Source organism: Thiomicrospira sp., from assembly GCF_036568485.1.
Taxonomy (GTDB): Bacteria; Pseudomonadota; Gammaproteobacteria; order Thiomicrospirales; family Thiomicrospiraceae; genus Thiomicrospira.
The window spans coordinates 43,797-61,273 of the sequence record NZ_DATCSL010000006.1 but is presented as its reverse complement, the minus strand read 5'-3'; the positions used below and the strand labels follow the sequence as shown (position 1 = coordinate 61,273).

Sequence of the window (17,477 nt, the reverse complement as noted above, 5' to 3'; positions counted from 1 at the left end):
TACGCTACGAATTTTAATGATGCCATAAAAAAAATTATATTAGTTATAAGATAATTCTTGTGTAGCCAAGGGCGCTGAATTTGACTTTAATCATCAATTTAGTTAACTTAGCTGGACTTTTTTGAACGGCTTTAGGGCTTAATTTTAATTAGAACGGAGAGACCTTATGTCTTTAAATCGTCGCGAATTTCTACACGTAATGGCGGTGGCTGCAGCCGCTGGTATGTTGCCAGCTGGCGCTCGTGCAATGGGTGATAAACCAGGTGAATGGTCTGGTGATGCCAGCATGTATAACGTGCCAATGAAAGGCAAAGTACGCTTATTACACACTACCGATACTCACGCACAATTAAAACCTATTTATTTCCGTGAACCAAACGTTAACCTAGGTGTAGGCCCAGCTTATGGCAAGCGTCCACACATCGTAGGTAAAAAACTATTAGAAAACGTCGGTCTTAAAGAAGGTACGCCAGAGTCTTATGCATTCTCTTACCTAGACTTTGAAGATGCGGCCGCTCGTTACGGTAAAGTGGGTGGCTTCGCGCACCTAAAAACCTTGCTAGATATGTTACGTGACCAAGCCGGTGGACGTGAAAACACGATCTACATGGATGGTGGCGATTTATGGCATGGTTCAGCAACCGCTCTTTGGACACGTGGTATGGACATGGTTGAAGCGTCTAACCTATTAGGTATGGATATCTTGACTGGTCACTGGGAATTCACTTATGAAGAGCACGAAGTTCTAAGAAACTTACAAGCGTTTAAGGGTGAGTATGTTTCTCAAAACACTCGTATCCGTGAAGATGCCTTGTTTGGTGACGCATACTATGAAGTAACTGAAAAATACGGTATTGGTTTATACAACGAAGACGAGCTACGTCCGTTTAAGCCTTACACCATTAAAGAAGTAAATGGTGAGCGTGTTGCGGTAGTGGGTCAAACTTTCCCACGTTTGTCTAACGCGAACCCACAAGCTAACTTCCCTAACTGGTCATTTGGTTTACGTGAAGAAGACTTGCAAGAAACCGTTGATCACATCCGTGCAAACGAAAAAGTGGCTGCGGTTATCATGATTTCGCATAACGGTATGGACGTTGACATTAAGATGGCTAGCCGTGTAAATGGTATCGATGCGATCTTCGGTGGTCATACTCATGATGGTATGCCAATCCCAACTAAGGTTAAAACACCAGAAGGTGGTGTTTGTTACGTTACTAACGCCGGTTCTAACGGTAAGTTTGTTGGTGTAATGGACTTAGACATTCAAGAAGGTAAACTGAAAGGTATCGATTACCGTTTATTACCAGTATTCTCGAATGTATTGGCGGCCGACGAAGGTGTGAACCAGTTTATTGCCGATCTATATCAGCGTAAATATGATGAAAACGTAGTTGAAGCGCGTAATCCTAAGTACAAAAACAACAAAGATCGTTTAGGTAAAACCTATGGTGAAATCCTAAGCGAAGAGTTTGGTGAAGCGGAAGATACACTTTACCGTCGTGGTAACTTTATGGGTACGTGGGACCAGATTTTGGTTAACGCATTGCGTGAAGAGCACGATACTGAAATCGCAATGTCAGCCGGTGTTCGTTGGGGTACGTCTGTAATGCAAGGTGAGATGATCACCATGGAACGCGTTATGGATGAAACTTCTTTAACTTACGGTGAAACCTACCGCACAGAAATGACGGGCGCACAGTTGAAAGACGTGTTTGAAGGTATTTGTGAAAACCTATTCGTGGTTGATCCTTACCTTCAGTCAGGTGGTGACATGGCGCGTATCGGTGGTTTGGATTATGTTTGTGATCCTAACGAAACGTTGGGTCGTCGTATTACCAACATCACGTTGGACGATGGTACTCCGGTTGAACCGAACAAAACTTACACTGTGGCCGGTTGGGCGCAGGTTGACCAGGTTGGTGAAGGTCGCTTAATGTGGGACGTAGCAGCTGATTACCTACGTAACCATAAAGGTAACTTGAAGCTAAACAAAGTTAACCACCCAACATTGAAAGGTGTAAGTGATAACCCAGGTATCGCAGATTACGCAGGTAAGTTGATTTAATCAACACTGTTGTAAGTTATAAAAAGACCCAGCTTTGGCTGGGTTTTTTTATGTCTATTAAAAATAAGAACCAGGCCTGGTGGCAACCACGACACCAGGCCTGGTGGTTGTTATTTAAAGCTTATACCGCTAGAATACAAACCACTTTTACATACCTTAAAGCGTTCTTTCGATTTAATTTAATCTTGGTTTCAAAGTCGATTCTTAATTTAGAGACCCGCATTGGCTCTAATGCACCTATAAAAATAAACAAATGATGGGCGGTAATATGTTGTTATCACAAAATAAAAAGGACTGGTTTGGCAATATACGCGGCGATATTTTGGCCGGTATAGTGGTAGCCTTAGCTTTAATTCCAGAGGCGATTGCGTTTTCGATTATTGCGGGTGTCGATCCCAAAGTCGGTTTGTACGCGTCGTTTACGATTGCGGTGGTTATTGCGATTGTAGGTGGCCGTCCAGGGATGATTTCAGCCGCCACCGCGGCGACGGCCTTGTTAATGATAAACTTGGTGAAAGATCATGGGCTTGAGTATTTATTAGCCGCTGGTATTTTAGCGGGTTTACTTCAAATCCTAGCCGGTTACTTAAACCTTCAGAACTTAATTAGCTTTATTTCGCGTTCAGTCATGGTTGGTTTTTTAAACGCTTTGGCGATTCTAATTTTTATGTCGCAGTTGCCTGAATTAACCAATGTGACTTGGCATGTATATGCTTTAACCGCATTTGGTTTAGCCTTGGTTTATTTATTTCCTTATGTTCCCAAAATAGGTTCGATGATTCCATCGCCTTTAGTGGTGATTATTGTTTTAACGGCCATTGTTGTCGCAATGGGTATTGATGTGCGCACGATTGGTGACATGGGAGAGTTGCCGGATACCTTGCCTGTATTCTTATTGCCTGATGTGCCGTTTAATTTTGAAACACTCTGGATTATTCTGCCTTATGCTGTGGCAATTGCATTAGTAGGTTTGTTGGAGTCGCTAATGACAGCGCAAGTCTTGGATGAAATGACCGATACAGATAGTGACAAAAAACGCGAGTGTAAAGGTCAAGGCGTGGCGAATATTGCATCTAGCTTTACTGGTGGCATGGCCGGTTGTGCAATGATTGGTCAGTCGGTGATTAATATTAAATCCGGTGGTCGTGGTCGTTTATCTACCTTTACAGCCGGTTTGGTTTTATTAATTATGGTGGTGTTCTTGGCCGATTATTTATCAGTTGTGCCAATGGCGGCTTTGGTTGCAGTGATGATCATGGTGTCGATTGGGACATTTAGTTGGAGTTCAATTCCCGAAATGCGCACCAATCCACTGTCTGCCACGATTGTCATGTTGACGACGGTTGTTATTACGGTGTGGACACACAACTTAGCCTTTGGTGTGATTGCGGGTGTGGTATTAGCCGCTTTATTTATGGCGTCCAAACTGAACCAGTTTATGTATGTGAGCAAAAGCTTTGATGAAGCGAGTGGTGCACGTACATACAGTGTGGTAGGGCAGGTGTTTTTTAATTCTTCTGAGAAGTTCATTAAATATTTTGATTTTAAAGAGGCGGTCGACAAAGTTATTATCGATGTGCATCGAGCCCATTTCTGGGATATTAGTGCGGTGTATGCGTTAGATAAAGTAGTAATTAAACTGCGTCGAGAAGGTGCAGATGTTGAAATTATTGGCTTGAATGAAGCCAGCGAAACTTTGATGGACAAATACGCGGTGCATAACGACCCGGCAAAAATTGAAAAAGTGATGGGAGGTCACTAATGCAGACATTAGAGCAAAAATGGGTCATGGCTTGCGTAGACGGTTCAGAATTGTCTGACGCTGTTATCGATTATTCCGCTTGGATTGCGCAAAAAGTGAACTCGCCATTAGAGTTAGTGCATTCAATTGAACACAGTATGTTGCTGGATCACACCGACCACTCGGGCAATTTAACCCCAAACATGCGTGAAAACTTAATGCAGACTTTGTCCGAAGACGAACAAGCCGAAAGCAAACGTTTGATTGAATCCGGTAAAGCCATGTTGGAAAAAGCCAAAACACGCATTGCTAACATTTCGATTAAAGAGGTGTTAACCAAGCAGCGTCATGGTGATTTGGCCGAAACCCTAACCGATCTGGAAGCCGAGATTCGTGTATTGGTGTTAGGTTTACGTGGTGAAGATCATACTGAAGAAACCAAAGGCATCGGTTCACAATTGGAAACCTCGATTCGTGCTTTGCATAAGCCTATCTTTATTGTGAACGGCGACTTTAAAGAACCTAAGTCGATGATGTTGGCTTACAACGATACGGAAGGCGCAAATAAGGCACTAGATATGGTTTGTAAAAGCCCTTTGTACCGTGACATGCAAATCCACTTGGTACACGCGTCAGACAAGCCTGACGCGCAAGCTTTGTTAGATCAAGCCGCAGGGCAGCTAAAACAAGCGGGTTTGTCTTATCAAGTGGCTTTGCTAAGTGGCGATGCACAAACTGAATTATTGAAATATCAGGATGTAAATAATCTGGATATGACGGTAATGGGGGCATTTAGTCATGGTAAGTTACGCAGTTTGTTCTTTGGCAGCTTTACTTTGAAGATGCTCGAGAACAATAATAAACCTGTCTTGTTGTTACGTTAGACTATCGCGCGTGAAACAAAAAAGCCGACATTTACTTGTCGGCTTTTTTGGGGGCTTAAACAATGTAATTAATTACCAGGCCTGGTAATTAATCAGACTCGGTGGTTTGAGTTAAGGCATCTTTACCTGTTCCAGCTGGGCTACTCAATCCCATCTTTTCCATTTGTTGCTCACGGAAAGCCGCTAACCCTTGTTGGACGAGGTCGTAGGTTTTTTCAGCATTGTCTTTAATGGAGTCTTGATAAACCCCAAACCCTTGCAATATATTGGTCGCGTCTTTAAAGCCAGACTCGATTCCGCCACCAATCACGCTTAAGAATTTATCCAATAACGCTTCACCCTCTAAACCGGGGTTAGCGGCTTTGTAAGATTCAAAAAAACCGGTGGTGCCTTGCACGATACGCCCAGCGGTGTTTTCGGGTGACCAGTAGTCCATGCCACCTTGTTCCGCTAGTTTTTCGGCACTAATCGCATTTGGGCCTAAATCTGGCGCTAAGACTTCGTTTAGCTTTTCGATGGTTTCTTGAAATAAAATCTTAAGTGCATTCGATTCTTTAGGTGCGCCTTTGCCAAACAAATGTTCAATTAGGTTGGCTTGTTGCTCAACCTTTTGTTGTTCTTTGGTTAGCGGCTTGTCTTGCCCAGGCGCTTGGCTGGATGCATTAGAGCCATCCAGCGAAAACTTCTCGGTCTGACGAGCTTGATTGTCGAGCAACTTGTTCTGTGGTGTCGCGTTTTCGATTTGCGACACTTTTGAGTAAGCTTGGTTAAGGCCGTTAGCAGATTGAATAGCCATAGTAAAATCCTTTTCTGGTCAAGGGGTTAGCAGGTTTAACTTATATTTTATTTTAACGTACTTTTTTATTTAATGTGTTATTTCACCACCAGGCCTGGTGGTTTGTGTACTTTAACTATATCGGCGGAATTAACGAAAGCTTTAGGCTTGTTCAAAAACGTTCCTAGGATTTGGCTAATAATGGTATTATTCACGGTTTAAATTTTGATGGGAATAAGGCTCAATGGAACTTAATCCACTGTATAACCGAATTGACGATTACCAAGCCCGCAGCCAGGTGCTGAGGGGGTATCTTTGACTACGAAACCAAATCCGAACGTTTAGTCGAAGTCTCGCGTGAATTAGAAGACCCAAAAATTTGGGATAACCCGGAAAAAGCTCAAAGTTTAGGCAAAGAAAAAGTCCAACTCGAAAAGGTTGTCGGCACGCTGGACGAATTGTTAGGCGGCTTAGAAGCCTGTAAAGAACTGCTAGAAATGGCTGAAGCCGAAGACGATAGCGGCATGGTCGAAGAAGTCGAAACCGAACTCGATAGCTTAACCAAAAAGCTCGATGAACTTGAATTTCAGCGCATGTTTTCGGGTGAGATGGACCCCAACAATTGCTACTTGGAAATTCAGTCCGGCTCGGGCGGCACCGAAGCGCAGGATTGGGCGAGCATGTTATTGCGTATGTATTTACGTTGGATCGAATCGAAAGGTTTTAAAGCCGAAGTATTGGAAGTATCCGATGGTGAAGTCGCCGGCATTAAAGGCGCGACCATTCATGTGGTGGGCGACTATGCTTATGGCTGGATGCGCACCGAAACCGGCGTGCATCGTTTAGTGCGTAAATCGCCGTTTGACTCCGGTAGCCGTCGTCACACTTCGTTTGCTTCGGTATTTATCTCGCCGGAAGTGAATGATGATGTCGAAATCGACATTAACCCAGCCGACTTGCGGATTGACGTATATCGCGCCAGTGGGGCGGGTGGTCAGCACGTCAACAAAACCGAATCAGCGGTGCGTATTACGCATTTGCCCACCAATACCGTGGTGCAGTGCCAAAATGGTCGTTCGCAACACCAGAACAAAGCGGAAGCGATGAAACAGCTACGCGCCAAGTTGTATGAGCTTGAAATGCAAAGCCGTAATGCCGAAAAACAAAGCTTGGAAGATTCTAAATCGGATATCGGTTGGGGCAGTCAAATTCGCTCTTACGTATTGGATTCTGGGCGTATTAAAGACTTACGAACCAATGTTGAGACCGGCAACACCAGTGCGGTGTTAGACGGAGACTTAGACCAGTTTATTGAAGCCAGCTTAAAGGCCGGCTTATAACCACCAGGCCTGGTGGTTGATTACAGAATTAAAATTTAGGGAAAAATCGAATGTCAGAACAAACACCTACGCCAGAAGTCGATGAGAACAAAATTATCGCTGAACGCCGCGCCAAGTTAGACAGTTTGCGCCAAACCGGCCAAGCTTATCCCAACACTTTCCGCCGTGATGTATTAGCGATGGATCTGCAAAACGAGTATGCCGCTAAAACCAAAGAAGAATTGGCGGCGATGGAGCCAGTGCGCGTTAAATTAGCCGGCCGTATGATGTTGCGCCGTATTATGGGGAAAGCCAGTTTTGCTACCTTGCAAGACATGAGCGGGCGCATTCAGGTGTATGTCACACGGGATGAATTGCCAGAAGGCTTTTATAACGAGCAGTTCAAAAAGTGGGACTTGGGCGACATCGTGGGTGTATCGGGTTATTTATTTAAAACCAATACCGATGAATTATCAATTCATGTGGAATCGATTGAATTGATCACCAAAGCTTTGCGCCCATTACCGGACAAGTTCCACGGTTTGCAAGATCAAGAAGTGCGTTATCGCCAGCGTTATTTGGATTTGATCATGTCTGAGCAAAGCCGTAAGACCTTTGAGATGCGCTCAAAAATCATTCATGCAATGCGTGAATTTTTTGTACGCAAAGGCTTTATGGAAGTTGAAACCCCGATGATGCAAGTCATCCCCGGTGGTGCATCGGCCAAGCCGTTTGTGACCCATCACAATGCGTTAGATATGCCATTGTTCTTGCGTATTGCGCCAGAGTTGTATTTAAAGCGTTTGTTAGTTGGCGGGTTTGAGAAGGTATTTGAAATCAACCGCAACTTCCGTAACGAAGGGTTATCCACCCGCCATAACCCAGAGTTCACCATGGTTGAGTTCTACGAGGCCTATGCCGACTATAACGACATGATGGACTACACCGAAGAAATGTTTAAAGAACTGGCGCAGTTGGCGTTAGGCAGTGGCGAAGTGCCTTACCAAGGTCAGGTGTTCCATTTTGATAAATCGTTTGCACGTATTCCACTAAAACAGTCGATCGCGATGTTTAACGAAGGCGTCAATGCGGATGATTTAGACGACATTGAATACTGCATCGCGTTGGCCGAAAAGCTAAAAATTGATGTACGCCCAGGTTATGGTTTGGGCAAAATTCAAACTGAAATTTTTGAAGAAACCGTTGAACATCGTTTAATGGACCCAACCTTTATCACCGAATACCCAGCCGAAGTGTCGCCTTTGGCACGCCGTAAAGATGACAATCCGTTTGTGACGGATCGCTTTGAACTTTTTATTGGTGGGCGTGAATTGGCCAATGGTTTCTCAGAGTTAAACGATGCTGAAGACCAAGCCGAACGTTTTATGGAACAAGTTCGTGCGAAAGATGAAGGCGACGATGAAGCCATGCATTACGATGCCGACTTTATCACCGCGTTAGAACACGGTATGCCACCGGCCGCCGGGCAGGGTATTGGTATTGACCGTTTGGTAATGCTGTTTACCGATTCAGCCAGCATCAAAGACGTGTTGCTGTTTCCGCACATGCGGCACGTCTAATTCTAATTGTTACCAACTGCCACCAAAGCCCGTATTTACGGGCTTTTTTTATTTATGCCATGTTTCACTTTGAAACCATAAAAAACCAAGCTAAACACAAAATAGTGGGTTTATGGTGGGTTTTGGGTTAATATTTAAACCCACCTCGTTTTGAAAGGTGGGTTTGGTATATTTGAAGGAGTTTCAAATGCTTACGGACATGGAGTGCAGAAAGGCAAAGGCTAGCCAATCTAAGGTGTTGAAGCTGTTGGATCAGAATGGGCTCTACTTGTATGTCAGACCCACCGGATTAAAACAGTGGGTTTATCGTCGTAAAGCTAAAATAAACGGTAAACCTAAAGACCAGTCCTATGTGATAGGTGAGTATCCACAAACATCCTTGGTTCAGGCGCGACTAACTCACGCCGAGCTAAGAATGCAGGTGAAGCAGGGCATTGATATTCAAACAGCAAATCAGCCACAAGCTTCAGCTGAAAATAAAAATAGAATGACACTGAGTGAGCTGTCAGAAAAATGGTACGAGCACAAGCTGGCTCGCATGGCAGAGCGAACAGCGTATAACATAAGAAGTGTTTTGCGTAACCATATTGTGCCCATGCTAGGTGATATGTTTGTTGAAGAATTAAAACCCAGTCATGTGCTGGCGATGCTGCAAGAAATTGAGGCCGCTGGAAAAATGACGGTTGCCATACAGGCACGCCAGTTACTTTCTCAAATGCTTCGTTATGGCATATTGTTGCAAATTGTAGAAACCGATGTTGCAAGCAGTCTGGAAGGGTATATCCAGCGACCACCGATTCAACATGCTCGTGCGCTTAAACAGGATGAAATGCAGCAATTCCTTTGTAAACTCGCCGTTTATAATGGCCGTTTTGTTACACGTGAGCTGGTTTTATTTCAAGTTCTAACGTTTGTGCGTAGTGCTGAAGCGATCAATGCACGCTGGGAAGATATAGACTTTAAAGAAAAGTTATGGCGTATTCCTGCCGAATTTATGAAGATGCGTAAACCACATGTGGTGCCGTTAAGCGATCAGGCTATTTTGATCTTAGAGACGGTTAAAAAACTTACGGGCAAGTGGGATTATGTATTTCCTGGTACGGATAAGCGAAAGCCAACGGGTTCAACAACGATTAACAAGGCGATTGCTAACGCGCTATTTGGTTATAAATCATCCAAAAGAGGGGTTATCACAAGTCACGATTTCCGTGCGACGGCAAGTACATGGCTAAACGAAGCGGGCTTCCCTCACAACATAATAGAAATGCAGTTGGCGCATCAGTCACAAAACAAGGTTGCGGCTGTTTATAATCAAAGCGAGCATTTAGCCAAAAGGCGAGAGATTATGGCTTGGTATTCCAAAAAACTGGAACAACTTTGTCCGCAAGTTTTTGTTCCAAGGTACTGAATATTTGAGGCTTTTCAAAAGATTAAATTTCATAAAAATACTTAACGCAGGCCAAACACCATGACCGATAAATCCGAATCACAATCCGATAGCCGCTCTGGCACTCACCACCACGACACCGGTTATAAAGAACTATTTTCCTACCCGGAAATGGTGCAAGCACTAATCGAAGGCTTTCTGCCACAAGAATTGTCGCAACGAGTTGATTTTGAGACGCTCACGCCACAGCCGGGTAGCTATGTCACTCCCTTGTTTGATGAGCGTATTGAAGATGTGGTCTGGTCAATGGAAATTGACTGTGCAGGAACACGTCAGCCGCTTTATCTAGTATCGCGTAAAACCCCCGTGGTTTAGTTATTACTCGTTTGGCACAGCGTTTTCTGCGTTTTTTGAGTGATATCGCTACTGCCTGCGGTCTCGCGATATAGCACCTCGCAATAGCACCGGATTGCTCGCTATGACTAGGGGTTTGATTGGGTTTTGTGGTGTTGAGACCGTTTTAAGGTAGAATGCAATCTTGTGAGTTGCTTACTCCAGAGGTGAAAAGTCATGTTACGCGAAATTATTAGACCGGACATCGAGTTTTATAATTTGCACATCCCAAAAGAGTATGTGGGTAAGGATGTGGAAGTGATTGTTTTGCCGCTTTTTGATTTGGTTAAAACCTCATTGATTGGTGAGCGGAAGGCGTTTGACCCGATGGCGTTTTATGGTGCGGCTTCTGCGAGTAAAGAGAGTATAGATGCTTATCTATCCCGGACAAGAAGCGAATGGGATTAAGTCGTGAAAAATAGATATTTGCTTGATACCAATGTTGTTATCTATTTTTTTAATGGGCTTACGGATGATGCGACATTGATTGAGATTCTTCGGTCAAGTTTTAATATTTCGATTATCACTAAAATCGAGTTCTTGAGTTGGCAGAAATTGTTGAATGATCCTGTTCTTAATGACAAGGCGCTCGAGTTTATTTCAAATGCTAGAGTTTTTGATCTTGATGAAGTGGTGGCAAATCGTACGATTAAAAACAGGCAGCAATTTAAAATTAAAACACCCGATGCGATTATTGGTGCCACGGCATAGGTGCATGGCTTTGAGATAGTGACGAATAATGTTGATGATTTCAGGATACTAGATTTAAAAGTAACGACTGTCTCGATCAAATAAAAAACGCCGTACCATTTCAGCTTCCTCTTGTCATCTATTGAGCAGGAACGTCTTGCAGTAATGCAACAACGTGAGCTCAAAGGTAGGCTGGAAGCAGCGCAAACAATGGTGAAATATTTTGGAATATTGGTTAAAGATGCCGCATTAAAGTTAAAGGTTCCACTTGATCAGCTTACAGAGTATCTCAAAAAACGAGAACAGTAAATTTTAAAAAATCCGCCCCAATCATGGGGCGTTTTGTCATACATAACACGCTCAATCTAGCAGTGCTTTTGTGACCAAATGTTGTATTAACTATAGCGCGATAAAACATGCAAAAAACGCCCACAACTCAAACTCAAAAGTTACCACTTCAAAAGCCATCATCAATTCAAATGCGCTAAAATAGAGCCCAATAAAACAGGACGCGCTATGACAGATATTCAGGCAAGTAAGGATTCAGACAATCAAGACCACGACAGCCCATGGAAAGATGCCTTGGAACTGTATCTTGAACAGGCGATGGCATTATTGTTTTTCGGTGTTCACCAAGCGATTGACTGGGCACAACCGGTGACTTTTTTAGACAAAGAACTGCAAAAGATTCTAGCTAAAGCCGAACGCGGTCGCACCTATGCCGACAAACTGGTCAAGGTTAAACTTATCAACGGTGAAGAGAAGTGGCTGTTGATTCATATCGAAGTGCAAGGTGAGCCGGAAGAGGGTTTTTCACAACGTATGTTCGATTACAATAGCCGGATTCGCCAGCGTTACAAAAAGGATGTAATCAGTTTAGCGATTTTGACGGATAGCCGTAAAAACTATCGCCCTGATGAATATCTGTTTGAAATGCTAGGGTGTCGAATTCAATTTAACTATCCGGTTGTAAAGTTGCTAGACTTTTTACCTCAGAGAGAGGCTTTGCTCAATCATAATAATGTATTTGGCTTAATTGTGGTGGCTCAACTCGATGCCAAACAACTTAAAGACCCTAGGCAGCGATTTGGAGCAAAAGCAAGCTTGGTACGCAAACTCTATCAACGAGGTTTTGATCGAAAACAGGTATTAGTCTTGTTTGATCTGATTGACTGGATGATTACGTTGCCGCATAATTTAGAGTATGAATTTAAAGACGTCGTTCACCAAATTGAGGAGGAGCAACACATGGCCTATATGAATACGATTGAGCGCCTAGCTATAGAGCAAGGCATGCAGCAAGGTATGCAGCAAGGTATGCAGCAAGGCAAGCTGGAAATGGCATTGGAAATGGTACGGCAATTAAATGTATCTGTTAAACAAGCCGCTGAAGTTGCTAGTGTGTCGGTAAAAGACTTGATGGACTACATTAACCAGCGCGAAAAATCCTAATAAATCAAATCAATAACCGCCTCTCAAGCACCCCTTAAATGGGGTGTTTTTGTATGGTGCGTTTAAATTCATCAGACATTTTCAATCCATTCCTGCATCGTTTTAACCAACCGAAACTCAAATACATATTACTGCTCTGACAAGCTAACCGGCTTGATTTGAATATTCCATGATTTTAAGGAGGGTATATGTCTCATTTTTCAGCCTGCCCAAAATGTGGCAGCCATAACTGCGTATCTCAGTATAGGGCAAGAAAATTCGGTGGCATGCTCGGCATGATCGGTGGAGGCATGAGTGGTGCCAGTGGTATGTGGGCTGGTGCTAAAACTGGTGTTATTCTCGGTGCAGGGCTTTCCCAAATTGCGCCCACTTCTCCGCCTTATCCTTTGTCACTCTTGGCAGGAGCGGTATTAGGTGGTCTTGCCGGTGCCGCAGCGGGTGGCTTGGCCGGTGCCAAGTTAGGGCAAGAAATAAATCGACACTTGCTAGACAACCGCCAGTGCGTAGATTGCGGCTATGCGTTTTCAACAGAAGATTAACACAATATTATTTGATAAGACTGGGAGAAATAGCATGAGTGCATTAACACCAACCACCACAACACACACCAGAACCTGTCAGTTAAACTTACTGCTCGACAAAGATCTAAACCTTTTCCCATTTCCCTCTCATTTAACAAAAAAATCGCATTAAAAAATATTTCAAATACATATTACTACCATGATGAAACGCTACCACAGCGAGACATCAAACGCCCGCCATCATCAGCGGTGTAACCTTTATATGTTTTAAATTGAGGAAAGAAGCTATGACGATTTATTGCCCAAGGTGTGACTCGCATCATGTTTTAAGGAAAGATATTGGTCGAAAAGTCGGCGGTACGGTTGGTGCTGTCGCCGGTGGCGTAGCCGGATTGACAGGAGCTATGACAGGCGCGAGAGCCGGTGCTGCGATGGGAGTTATTGCAGGCCCACCCGGAATGGCATTAGGTACGCTGATTGGTGCGGTTTTTGGAGGTTTAACAGCGGGCGCGGCTGGCGGTTTAACCGGCGCCAAGCTTGGTGAACAAATCGATCAGCGAGTGTTACACAATTTTGTTTGCTCGGATTGTGGTCATAACTTCACCACAAGCTAATGCTTAATTTTTAAGGAGATTATTATGTCTGCAATTCCATCAAAAACCAACATAGATGACAACGATACATTCAGCCACCTTAAAGTTGTGCGGCGTTATGCTCAAGCTGAGCGTGTGGTCGATACCAAATCCCTCGACCGTAGTGATTGGCTCGCTTATCGAAAACAAGGCATTGGCAGCTCGGATGCCGCCGCTGCGATTGGCTTAAACCCCTATAAATCCCAGCTTGAACTCTGGATGGAAAAAACAGGACGTAGCCCAGTTGAAGCCTCTAACGATGAAGCTAGTCAGGACAGTGCGTTGCATTGGGGTACGGTGCTAGAGCCGATTGTCGCGGATCAATATGCTCTTCGTACCGGTTATAAAGTACGTCGGGTTAATTCCGTTTTACGCCACCCAACAAAACCTTGGATGTTGGCTAACCTTGATCGTGAGATTGTAGGGCAAGCCGATGTGCAAGTTTTAGAGTGTAAAACAGCGGGCATCAACGGCGCAAAACTTTGGCGTGACGGTGTACCGGAATATGTTCAAGTGCAAGTCATGCATCAGTTGGCGGTCACCGGACAACAAGCGGCGGATGTCGCGGTCTTACTCGGTGGTCAAAAGCTGGAGATTCACCGCATTACCCGCAATGAAGCGATGATTGAAAAAATCGCCTTGTTGGAACAACACTTCTGGCAGTTGGTTGAAACCGATACCCCACCGCCAGCCGACAGTTCCGATTCAGCCGGTCAAGCCTTGCGCTGGTTATTCCCCACCGATGATAACAAAACCGTAGATTTCAGCCAAGACTTGGCTTTATCTACAACATTCGACCAACTGCTGAGAGTCCGAGCGGATCTGAGTCAACTCTCCGATGAAGAGTCATTACTTCGCCATCAAATCCAACAGGCGATGGGTACGTCATCGGTGGCGTTATTTCATAATGGTCGGGTGAGCTGGAAGCAATCTAAAGCATCGGAACGGCTGGATGTAACCGCATTAAAATCCGACCATCCTGAGTTAATTGCCACCTATCTAAAACCCGTTGAAGGGTCGCGACGGTTTTTAGTGCAAGCGGCCTGATCCATCAACTTTTAACGCAACGCTTTTCCTGTTTTGTTCTGTCTTCGCCCCTACCGGTTGTCGGTTTAGGGGCTTTTTTATACCCATTTTTCAACAAGGAGTCCTGACATGATTAAAGGTCTGGCAATCACACCGCCGGTTATCGGACGGATTAGTATTGGTAAGGTCGTTGAAAAAGACGGCAAACGCTTACCGCAAAAAGATGATCAATTTACTCTCACTACCCAAATCCAAGGGCGTGATGGTTGGGTTGAGCATCCCATCAATAAAAAACTGCGCTCTGAAACTTCAGGCAAATTACGTTCTATCCCGATTCAATTGTTATTCAACCAACCTGACTTAAATTGTCGCGTGCAATACAGCCTGTTTGACCGTAGCTCTGCACGTCCCATCTGTGTCGGTAACGGGGAAACCTGTAAACGCCATACTCAAAACGGTATGGAAACTTTGCCTTGCCCGAGTCCGCAGGCTTGTGAGTTTGGCGTACAAGGCAACTGTAAACCGTATGGTCGCTTAAACGTGGTGGTCGGTGACGATGATCCACTGAGTAGTTTTATGTTCCGCACCACGGGCTTTAACAGTATCCGAACACTGGTGGCACGCTTGCATTATTTTAGTGCGCTGTCTGGTGGGCGTTTAGCTTGTTTGCCTTTGGCCTTAAAGCTACGCGGTAAATCCACCCGGCAAAGTTATGGTCAACCTATTTACTATGCCGACATTACCCTTCGAGAAGACCTCTCTCTCGAACAAACCTTAACCCAAGCCCATCAGATCGAGCATCAACGCATTAAAGCGGGCTTCGATCAAGCGGCGTTAGATCAGACCGCCCAACAAGGATTTAACAATGGTGCCTTTGAAGACACTGAGGATGAAGTGGAATCGATTGTGGAGGAGTTTTATCCCGCCCACGATTCGGTTCTTAATCATCCTCATTCAGCTACTTTACAGGATTCACGTCCAAGCTTGGCCGAGAAGATTAATCGGCAAGCGCAAGCATTAAGTGCTTAAAAGCTTAATAGTTACTAGAACAGATTTTTTCAACTCAACTTTCAACTCAACCCCTTTGCCATTTAGTGTGGCATTGGGGTTTTTTATTATTTATCGAAAAGGAGAATTCATCATGGCGATGACAATCTTAACCCCAGAAAAGCTACAAAAACTCGCGCCAGCGGTATTTGCAACGGCACCGGATCACCAAGTATCAGACCGTTATGGCTTTATGCCAACCATTGAAGTGGTTGATGCCCTGAAACACGAGGGTTGGTATCCGGTTCGTGCCTTACAAACCAATGTACGCGACACCTCAAAACGCAATCTTACCAAACACATGATTCGATTTAGACAAGACCCTGACCGACAAATTAAGGTCGGCGACTGTTTAACCGAACTGGTGTTAACCAACTCTCATGACCGCACCGCCGCTTATCAGCTCGATTTAGGGTTGTTTAGACTGGCCTGTGAAAACGGCATGGTGACCCAAACCAATGATTTAGGTGGCATTAAAGTCAAACACGGCAAAAACATTGTTGACTCCATTATTGATGGCAGTCTGAATCTGATTCAGTACGTGCCTAAAATCAGTGAGTCCGTCGATCATTACCGCTCAACCCTCATCTCAAAAGAAGAAGCGCGTCTGTATGCTAAGGCCGCCTTGTCATTACGCTACGGTGAGGATTGGGTGTATTCTTGTCCAGTTAGGCCGGATGACCTGTTACAAGTCCGACGCATTGAAGATCACGAATCCAGCCTTTGGAAAGTCTTCAACCGCGTGCAAGAAAACCTTTTTAAAGGTGGCCTAAGTGGTCGATCATCCAACGGGCGCAATGTCCGTACCCGTGCGATTCAATCCGTGAGCGAGGATGTGAAACTCAATCGTGCCCTGTGGCAATTGACTGAGGAATTCTCCAAGCTCAAGGATGGCGATCAGCTTGGCTTCTTAGTGCCTAAAGCGGCATAGGAGGTCACCATGATGCCACAACCTTTTATCGCCGATGAAAGTCGTGGGTATTATCGCGTCGAGCAACCCATCAGTGCCGATGCGATTATCCAAATGGCGCACTTCTTAGCGAAACAACAACTCAGCCCCGGTCAAACCCTCGACAGCCCTGAAAAGACCTATACCTATCTACAAACCATGCTCCAGCAATTGGAGCATGAGGTCTTTGGGGTGTTGTGGCTGGATCAGCAACACAGGTTGATTGTCTACCAAGAGTTATTCCAAGGCACGATTAATCAAGCGCAGGTCTATCCACGCGAAGTGGTGAAGCACGCGCTTAAACACAATGCCGCGGCGGTTATCTTGGTACACAACCATCCATCGGGCAACCCGCGTCCGAGTCAATCCGACAAGGCCATCACCCAACAAATCAAACAAGCCCTTCAGTTAATCGAGGTGCGATTGTTGGATCATGTGGTGGTCGGAAGGGAAGGATTTGTGTCGCTGGCGCAGTTGGGGGATGTCTAGTGTATGTAAAATTTTACGTATCAACACTATGTTATGAACAGTGACGCATAGTGAAATTTATTGCCAAGCTGTCAATAACTTTAAACCTCACAACCCGCTAAACAAAGCGGGTTTTTTATTGGAGACGTTTTTATGAAACAGCTAAATCAACAAGACATCACATTAATCTTAAACCAACTCAAACAAGTGCAGCAAGAATTGATCGAGCTTAAACGCTCAACTAGGTTGGACTTACTGACGATGGAGGAGATTTGTGAGATGACCAAGTTTTCCAGAAAACACATTTACTTCATGATGAATGAAGGCCGGTTCCCACGTCAAATCAAAATCGGTGGCTCATCTCGTTGGAAACGAACCGATTACGAATCTTGGCTAGAAGCGCAGGTAGCACAAACCGCCGCTTGAATTCAAACCATGCCATGGGCGCTTATTGTGGCCATGGTATTTTTTTTTGGCCAAAACCGGCAGACACATAACATAGTCCGCTAAGTAAAAAAATATTGCACCACATAGTATGAGCAATT

At 44.6% G+C, this 17,477-nt stretch carries 20 protein-coding genes; 19 read left to right on the top strand and 1 reads right to left on the bottom strand.

Annotation, left to right across the window (positions count from 1 at the left end; genetic code table 11):
- Positions 1-166 precede the first annotated feature (166 nt).
- The 4 genes from VIM91_RS00595 to VIM91_RS00580 are packed head-to-tail and all read left to right on the top strand — an operon-like array spanning position 167 to position 4,693.
- Positions 167-2,068, top strand: a complete 1,902-nt coding sequence (locus tag VIM91_RS00595; RefSeq protein ID WP_331862903.1) for a 5'-nucleotidase C-terminal domain-containing protein — start codon at positions 167-169, stop codon at positions 2,066-2,068.
- A gap of 50 nt (positions 2,069-2,118) precedes the next feature.
- A complete protein-coding gene (locus VIM91_RS00590) occupies positions 2,119-2,325 on the top strand; it encodes a hypothetical protein (RefSeq protein WP_331862902.1) in 207 nt (68 codons plus the stop codon).
- Positions 2,326-2,339: 14 nt separating this feature from the next.
- Positions 2,340-3,830, top strand: a complete 1,491-nt coding sequence (locus tag VIM91_RS00585) for a SulP family inorganic anion transporter (protein WP_331862912.1) — start codon at positions 2,340-2,342, stop codon at positions 3,828-3,830.
- Positions 3,830-4,693, top strand: coding sequence for a universal stress protein (locus VIM91_RS00580; RefSeq protein WP_331862901.1), 864 nt, complete (start codon positions 3,830-3,832; stop codon positions 4,691-4,693). The genes VIM91_RS00585 and VIM91_RS00580 overlap by 1 nt, the downstream gene beginning before the upstream one ends.
- Positions 4,694-4,781: 88 nt before the next feature.
- Here VIM91_RS00580 and VIM91_RS00575 read toward each other — a convergent pair whose 3' ends face one another.
- Positions 4,782-5,489: a DUF5610 domain-containing protein gene (locus tag VIM91_RS00575; RefSeq protein ID WP_331862900.1), complete on the bottom strand. Its 708-nt coding sequence runs from the start codon at positions 5,487-5,489 to the stop codon at positions 4,782-4,784.
- Between the two features lie 223 nt (positions 5,490-5,712).
- Between VIM91_RS00575 and prfB the strand changes: the two genes are divergently transcribed.
- The 15 genes from prfB to VIM91_RS00500 all read left to right on the top strand — a co-directional run bounded on the left by prfB (position 5,713) and on the right by VIM91_RS00500 (position 17,358).
- A protein-coding gene (gene prfB, locus VIM91_RS00570) for a peptide chain release factor 2 (RefSeq protein ID WP_331862899.1) occupies positions 5,713-6,808 on the top strand; the annotation gives its coding sequence in 2 pieces (ribosomal slippage) (positions 5,713-5,784 and positions 5,786-6,808; 1,095 coding nt in all).
- Positions 6,809-6,858: 50 nt separating this feature from the next.
- Positions 6,859-8,367 carry a lysine--tRNA ligase gene (lysS, locus tag VIM91_RS00565; RefSeq protein ID WP_331862898.1) on the top strand — a complete coding sequence of 503 codons (1,509 nt, stop codon included), beginning with the start codon at positions 6,859-6,861 and terminating at the stop codon, positions 8,365-8,367.
- Positions 8,368-8,554: 187 nt separating this feature from the next.
- Positions 8,555-9,775 (top strand): tyrosine-type recombinase/integrase, encoded by a 1,221-nt coding sequence (locus tag VIM91_RS00560; protein ID WP_331862897.1) that lies wholly within the window; start codon positions 8,555-8,557, stop codon positions 9,773-9,775.
- A gap of 60 nt (positions 9,776-9,835) precedes the next feature.
- Positions 9,836-10,129, top strand: a complete 294-nt coding sequence (locus VIM91_RS00555) for an Rpn family recombination-promoting nuclease/putative transposase (protein ID WP_331862896.1) — start codon at positions 9,836-9,838, stop codon at positions 10,127-10,129.
- Positions 10,130-10,324: 195 nt separating this feature from the next.
- Positions 10,325-10,555, top strand: a complete 231-nt coding sequence (locus tag VIM91_RS00550; RefSeq protein WP_331862895.1) for a hypothetical protein — start codon at positions 10,325-10,327, stop codon at positions 10,553-10,555.
- 3 nt (positions 10,556-10,558) lie between these two features.
- Positions 10,559-10,858 (top strand): type II toxin-antitoxin system VapC family toxin, encoded by a 300-nt coding sequence (locus VIM91_RS00545; RefSeq protein WP_331862894.1) that lies wholly within the window; start codon positions 10,559-10,561, stop codon positions 10,856-10,858.
- Positions 10,859-11,002: 144 nt separating this feature from the next.
- A complete protein-coding gene (locus tag VIM91_RS00540; RefSeq protein WP_331862893.1) occupies positions 11,003-11,146 on the top strand; it encodes a hypothetical protein in 144 nt (47 codons plus the stop codon).
- A 207-nt stretch (positions 11,147-11,353) separates the two neighbouring features.
- Positions 11,354-12,289 (top strand): hypothetical protein, encoded by a 936-nt coding sequence (locus tag VIM91_RS00535; RefSeq protein WP_331862892.1) that lies wholly within the window; start codon positions 11,354-11,356, stop codon positions 12,287-12,289.
- 188 nt (positions 12,290-12,477) lie between these two features.
- Positions 12,478-12,828: a hypothetical protein gene (locus tag VIM91_RS00530; protein WP_331862891.1), complete on the top strand. Its 351-nt coding sequence runs from the start codon at positions 12,478-12,480 to the stop codon at positions 12,826-12,828.
- Between the two features lie 269 nt (positions 12,829-13,097).
- The gene (locus VIM91_RS00525) at positions 13,098-13,424 is read left to right on the top strand and encodes a hypothetical protein (protein ID WP_331862890.1); all 327 of its coding nucleotides are present in this window, start codon (positions 13,098-13,100) and stop codon (positions 13,422-13,424) included.
- Between the two features lie 24 nt (positions 13,425-13,448).
- Positions 13,449-14,489 carry a lambda-exonuclease family protein gene (locus VIM91_RS00520; protein ID WP_331862889.1) on the top strand — a complete coding sequence of 347 codons (1,041 nt, stop codon included), beginning with the start codon at positions 13,449-13,451 and terminating at the stop codon, positions 14,487-14,489.
- Between the two features lie 108 nt (positions 14,490-14,597).
- A complete protein-coding gene (locus tag VIM91_RS00515; protein ID WP_331862888.1) occupies positions 14,598-15,497 on the top strand; it encodes a hypothetical protein in 900 nt (299 codons plus the stop codon).
- A gap of 112 nt (positions 15,498-15,609) precedes the next feature.
- Positions 15,610-16,446: a DUF932 domain-containing protein gene (locus VIM91_RS00510; RefSeq protein ID WP_331862887.1), complete on the top strand. Its 837-nt coding sequence runs from the start codon at positions 15,610-15,612 to the stop codon at positions 16,444-16,446.
- 9 nt (positions 16,447-16,455) lie between these two features.
- Complete coding sequence (radC, locus tag VIM91_RS00505) at positions 16,456-16,953, top strand: RadC family protein (RefSeq protein ID WP_331862886.1); 498 nt, start codon at positions 16,456-16,458, stop codon at positions 16,951-16,953.
- 132 nt (positions 16,954-17,085) lie between these two features.
- Positions 17,086-17,358, top strand: a complete 273-nt coding sequence (locus tag VIM91_RS00500; protein WP_331862885.1) for a helix-turn-helix transcriptional regulator — start codon at positions 17,086-17,088, stop codon at positions 17,356-17,358.
- The last annotated feature ends 119 nt before the right edge of the window (positions 17,359-17,477 follow it).

What these genes read in the sequence shown, in the direction of transcription:
- radC (WP_331862886.1), top strand. Translation starts at nt 16,456, where the DNA reads ATGATGCCACAACCTTTTATCGCCGATGAAAGTCGTGGGTATTATCGC.
- VIM91_RS00590 (WP_331862902.1), top strand. Translation starts at nt 2,119, where the DNA reads ATGTCTATTAAAAATAAGAACCAGGCCTGGTGGCAACCACGACACCAG.
- VIM91_RS00510 (WP_331862887.1), top strand. Translation starts at nt 15,610, where the DNA reads ATGGCGATGACAATCTTAACCCCAGAAAAGCTACAAAAACTCGCGCCA.
- VIM91_RS00520 (WP_331862889.1), top strand. Translation starts at nt 13,449, where the DNA reads ATGTCTGCAATTCCATCAAAAACCAACATAGATGACAACGATACATTC.
- VIM91_RS00555 (WP_331862896.1), top strand. Translation starts at nt 9,836, where the DNA reads ATGACCGATAAATCCGAATCACAATCCGATAGCCGCTCTGGCACTCAC.
- VIM91_RS00525 (WP_331862890.1), top strand. Translation starts at nt 13,098, where the DNA reads ATGACGATTTATTGCCCAAGGTGTGACTCGCATCATGTTTTAAGGAAA.
- lysS (WP_331862898.1), top strand. Translation starts at nt 6,859, where the DNA reads ATGTCAGAACAAACACCTACGCCAGAAGTCGATGAGAACAAAATTATC.
- VIM91_RS00560 (WP_331862897.1), top strand. Translation starts at nt 8,555, where the DNA reads ATGCTTACGGACATGGAGTGCAGAAAGGCAAAGGCTAGCCAATCTAAG.
- VIM91_RS00515 (WP_331862888.1), top strand. Translation starts at nt 14,598, where the DNA reads ATGATTAAAGGTCTGGCAATCACACCGCCGGTTATCGGACGGATTAGT.
- VIM91_RS00580 (WP_331862901.1), top strand. Translation starts at nt 3,830, where the DNA reads ATGCAGACATTAGAGCAAAAATGGGTCATGGCTTGCGTAGACGGTTCA.
- VIM91_RS00540 (WP_331862893.1), top strand. Translation starts at nt 11,003, where the DNA reads ATGCAACAACGTGAGCTCAAAGGTAGGCTGGAAGCAGCGCAAACAATG.
- VIM91_RS00595 (WP_331862903.1), top strand. Translation starts at nt 167, where the DNA reads ATGTCTTTAAATCGTCGCGAATTTCTACACGTAATGGCGGTGGCTGCA.
- VIM91_RS00500 (WP_331862885.1), top strand. Translation starts at nt 17,086, where the DNA reads ATGAAACAGCTAAATCAACAAGACATCACATTAATCTTAAACCAACTC.
- VIM91_RS00535 (WP_331862892.1), top strand. Translation starts at nt 11,354, where the DNA reads ATGACAGATATTCAGGCAAGTAAGGATTCAGACAATCAAGACCACGAC.
- VIM91_RS00530 (WP_331862891.1), top strand. Translation starts at nt 12,478, where the DNA reads ATGTCTCATTTTTCAGCCTGCCCAAAATGTGGCAGCCATAACTGCGTA.
- VIM91_RS00575 (WP_331862900.1), bottom strand. Translation starts at nt 5,489, where the DNA reads ATGGCTATTCAATCTGCTAACGGCCTTAACCAAGCTTACTCAAAAGTG.
- VIM91_RS00550 (WP_331862895.1), top strand. Translation starts at nt 10,325, where the DNA reads ATGTTACGCGAAATTATTAGACCGGACATCGAGTTTTATAATTTGCAC.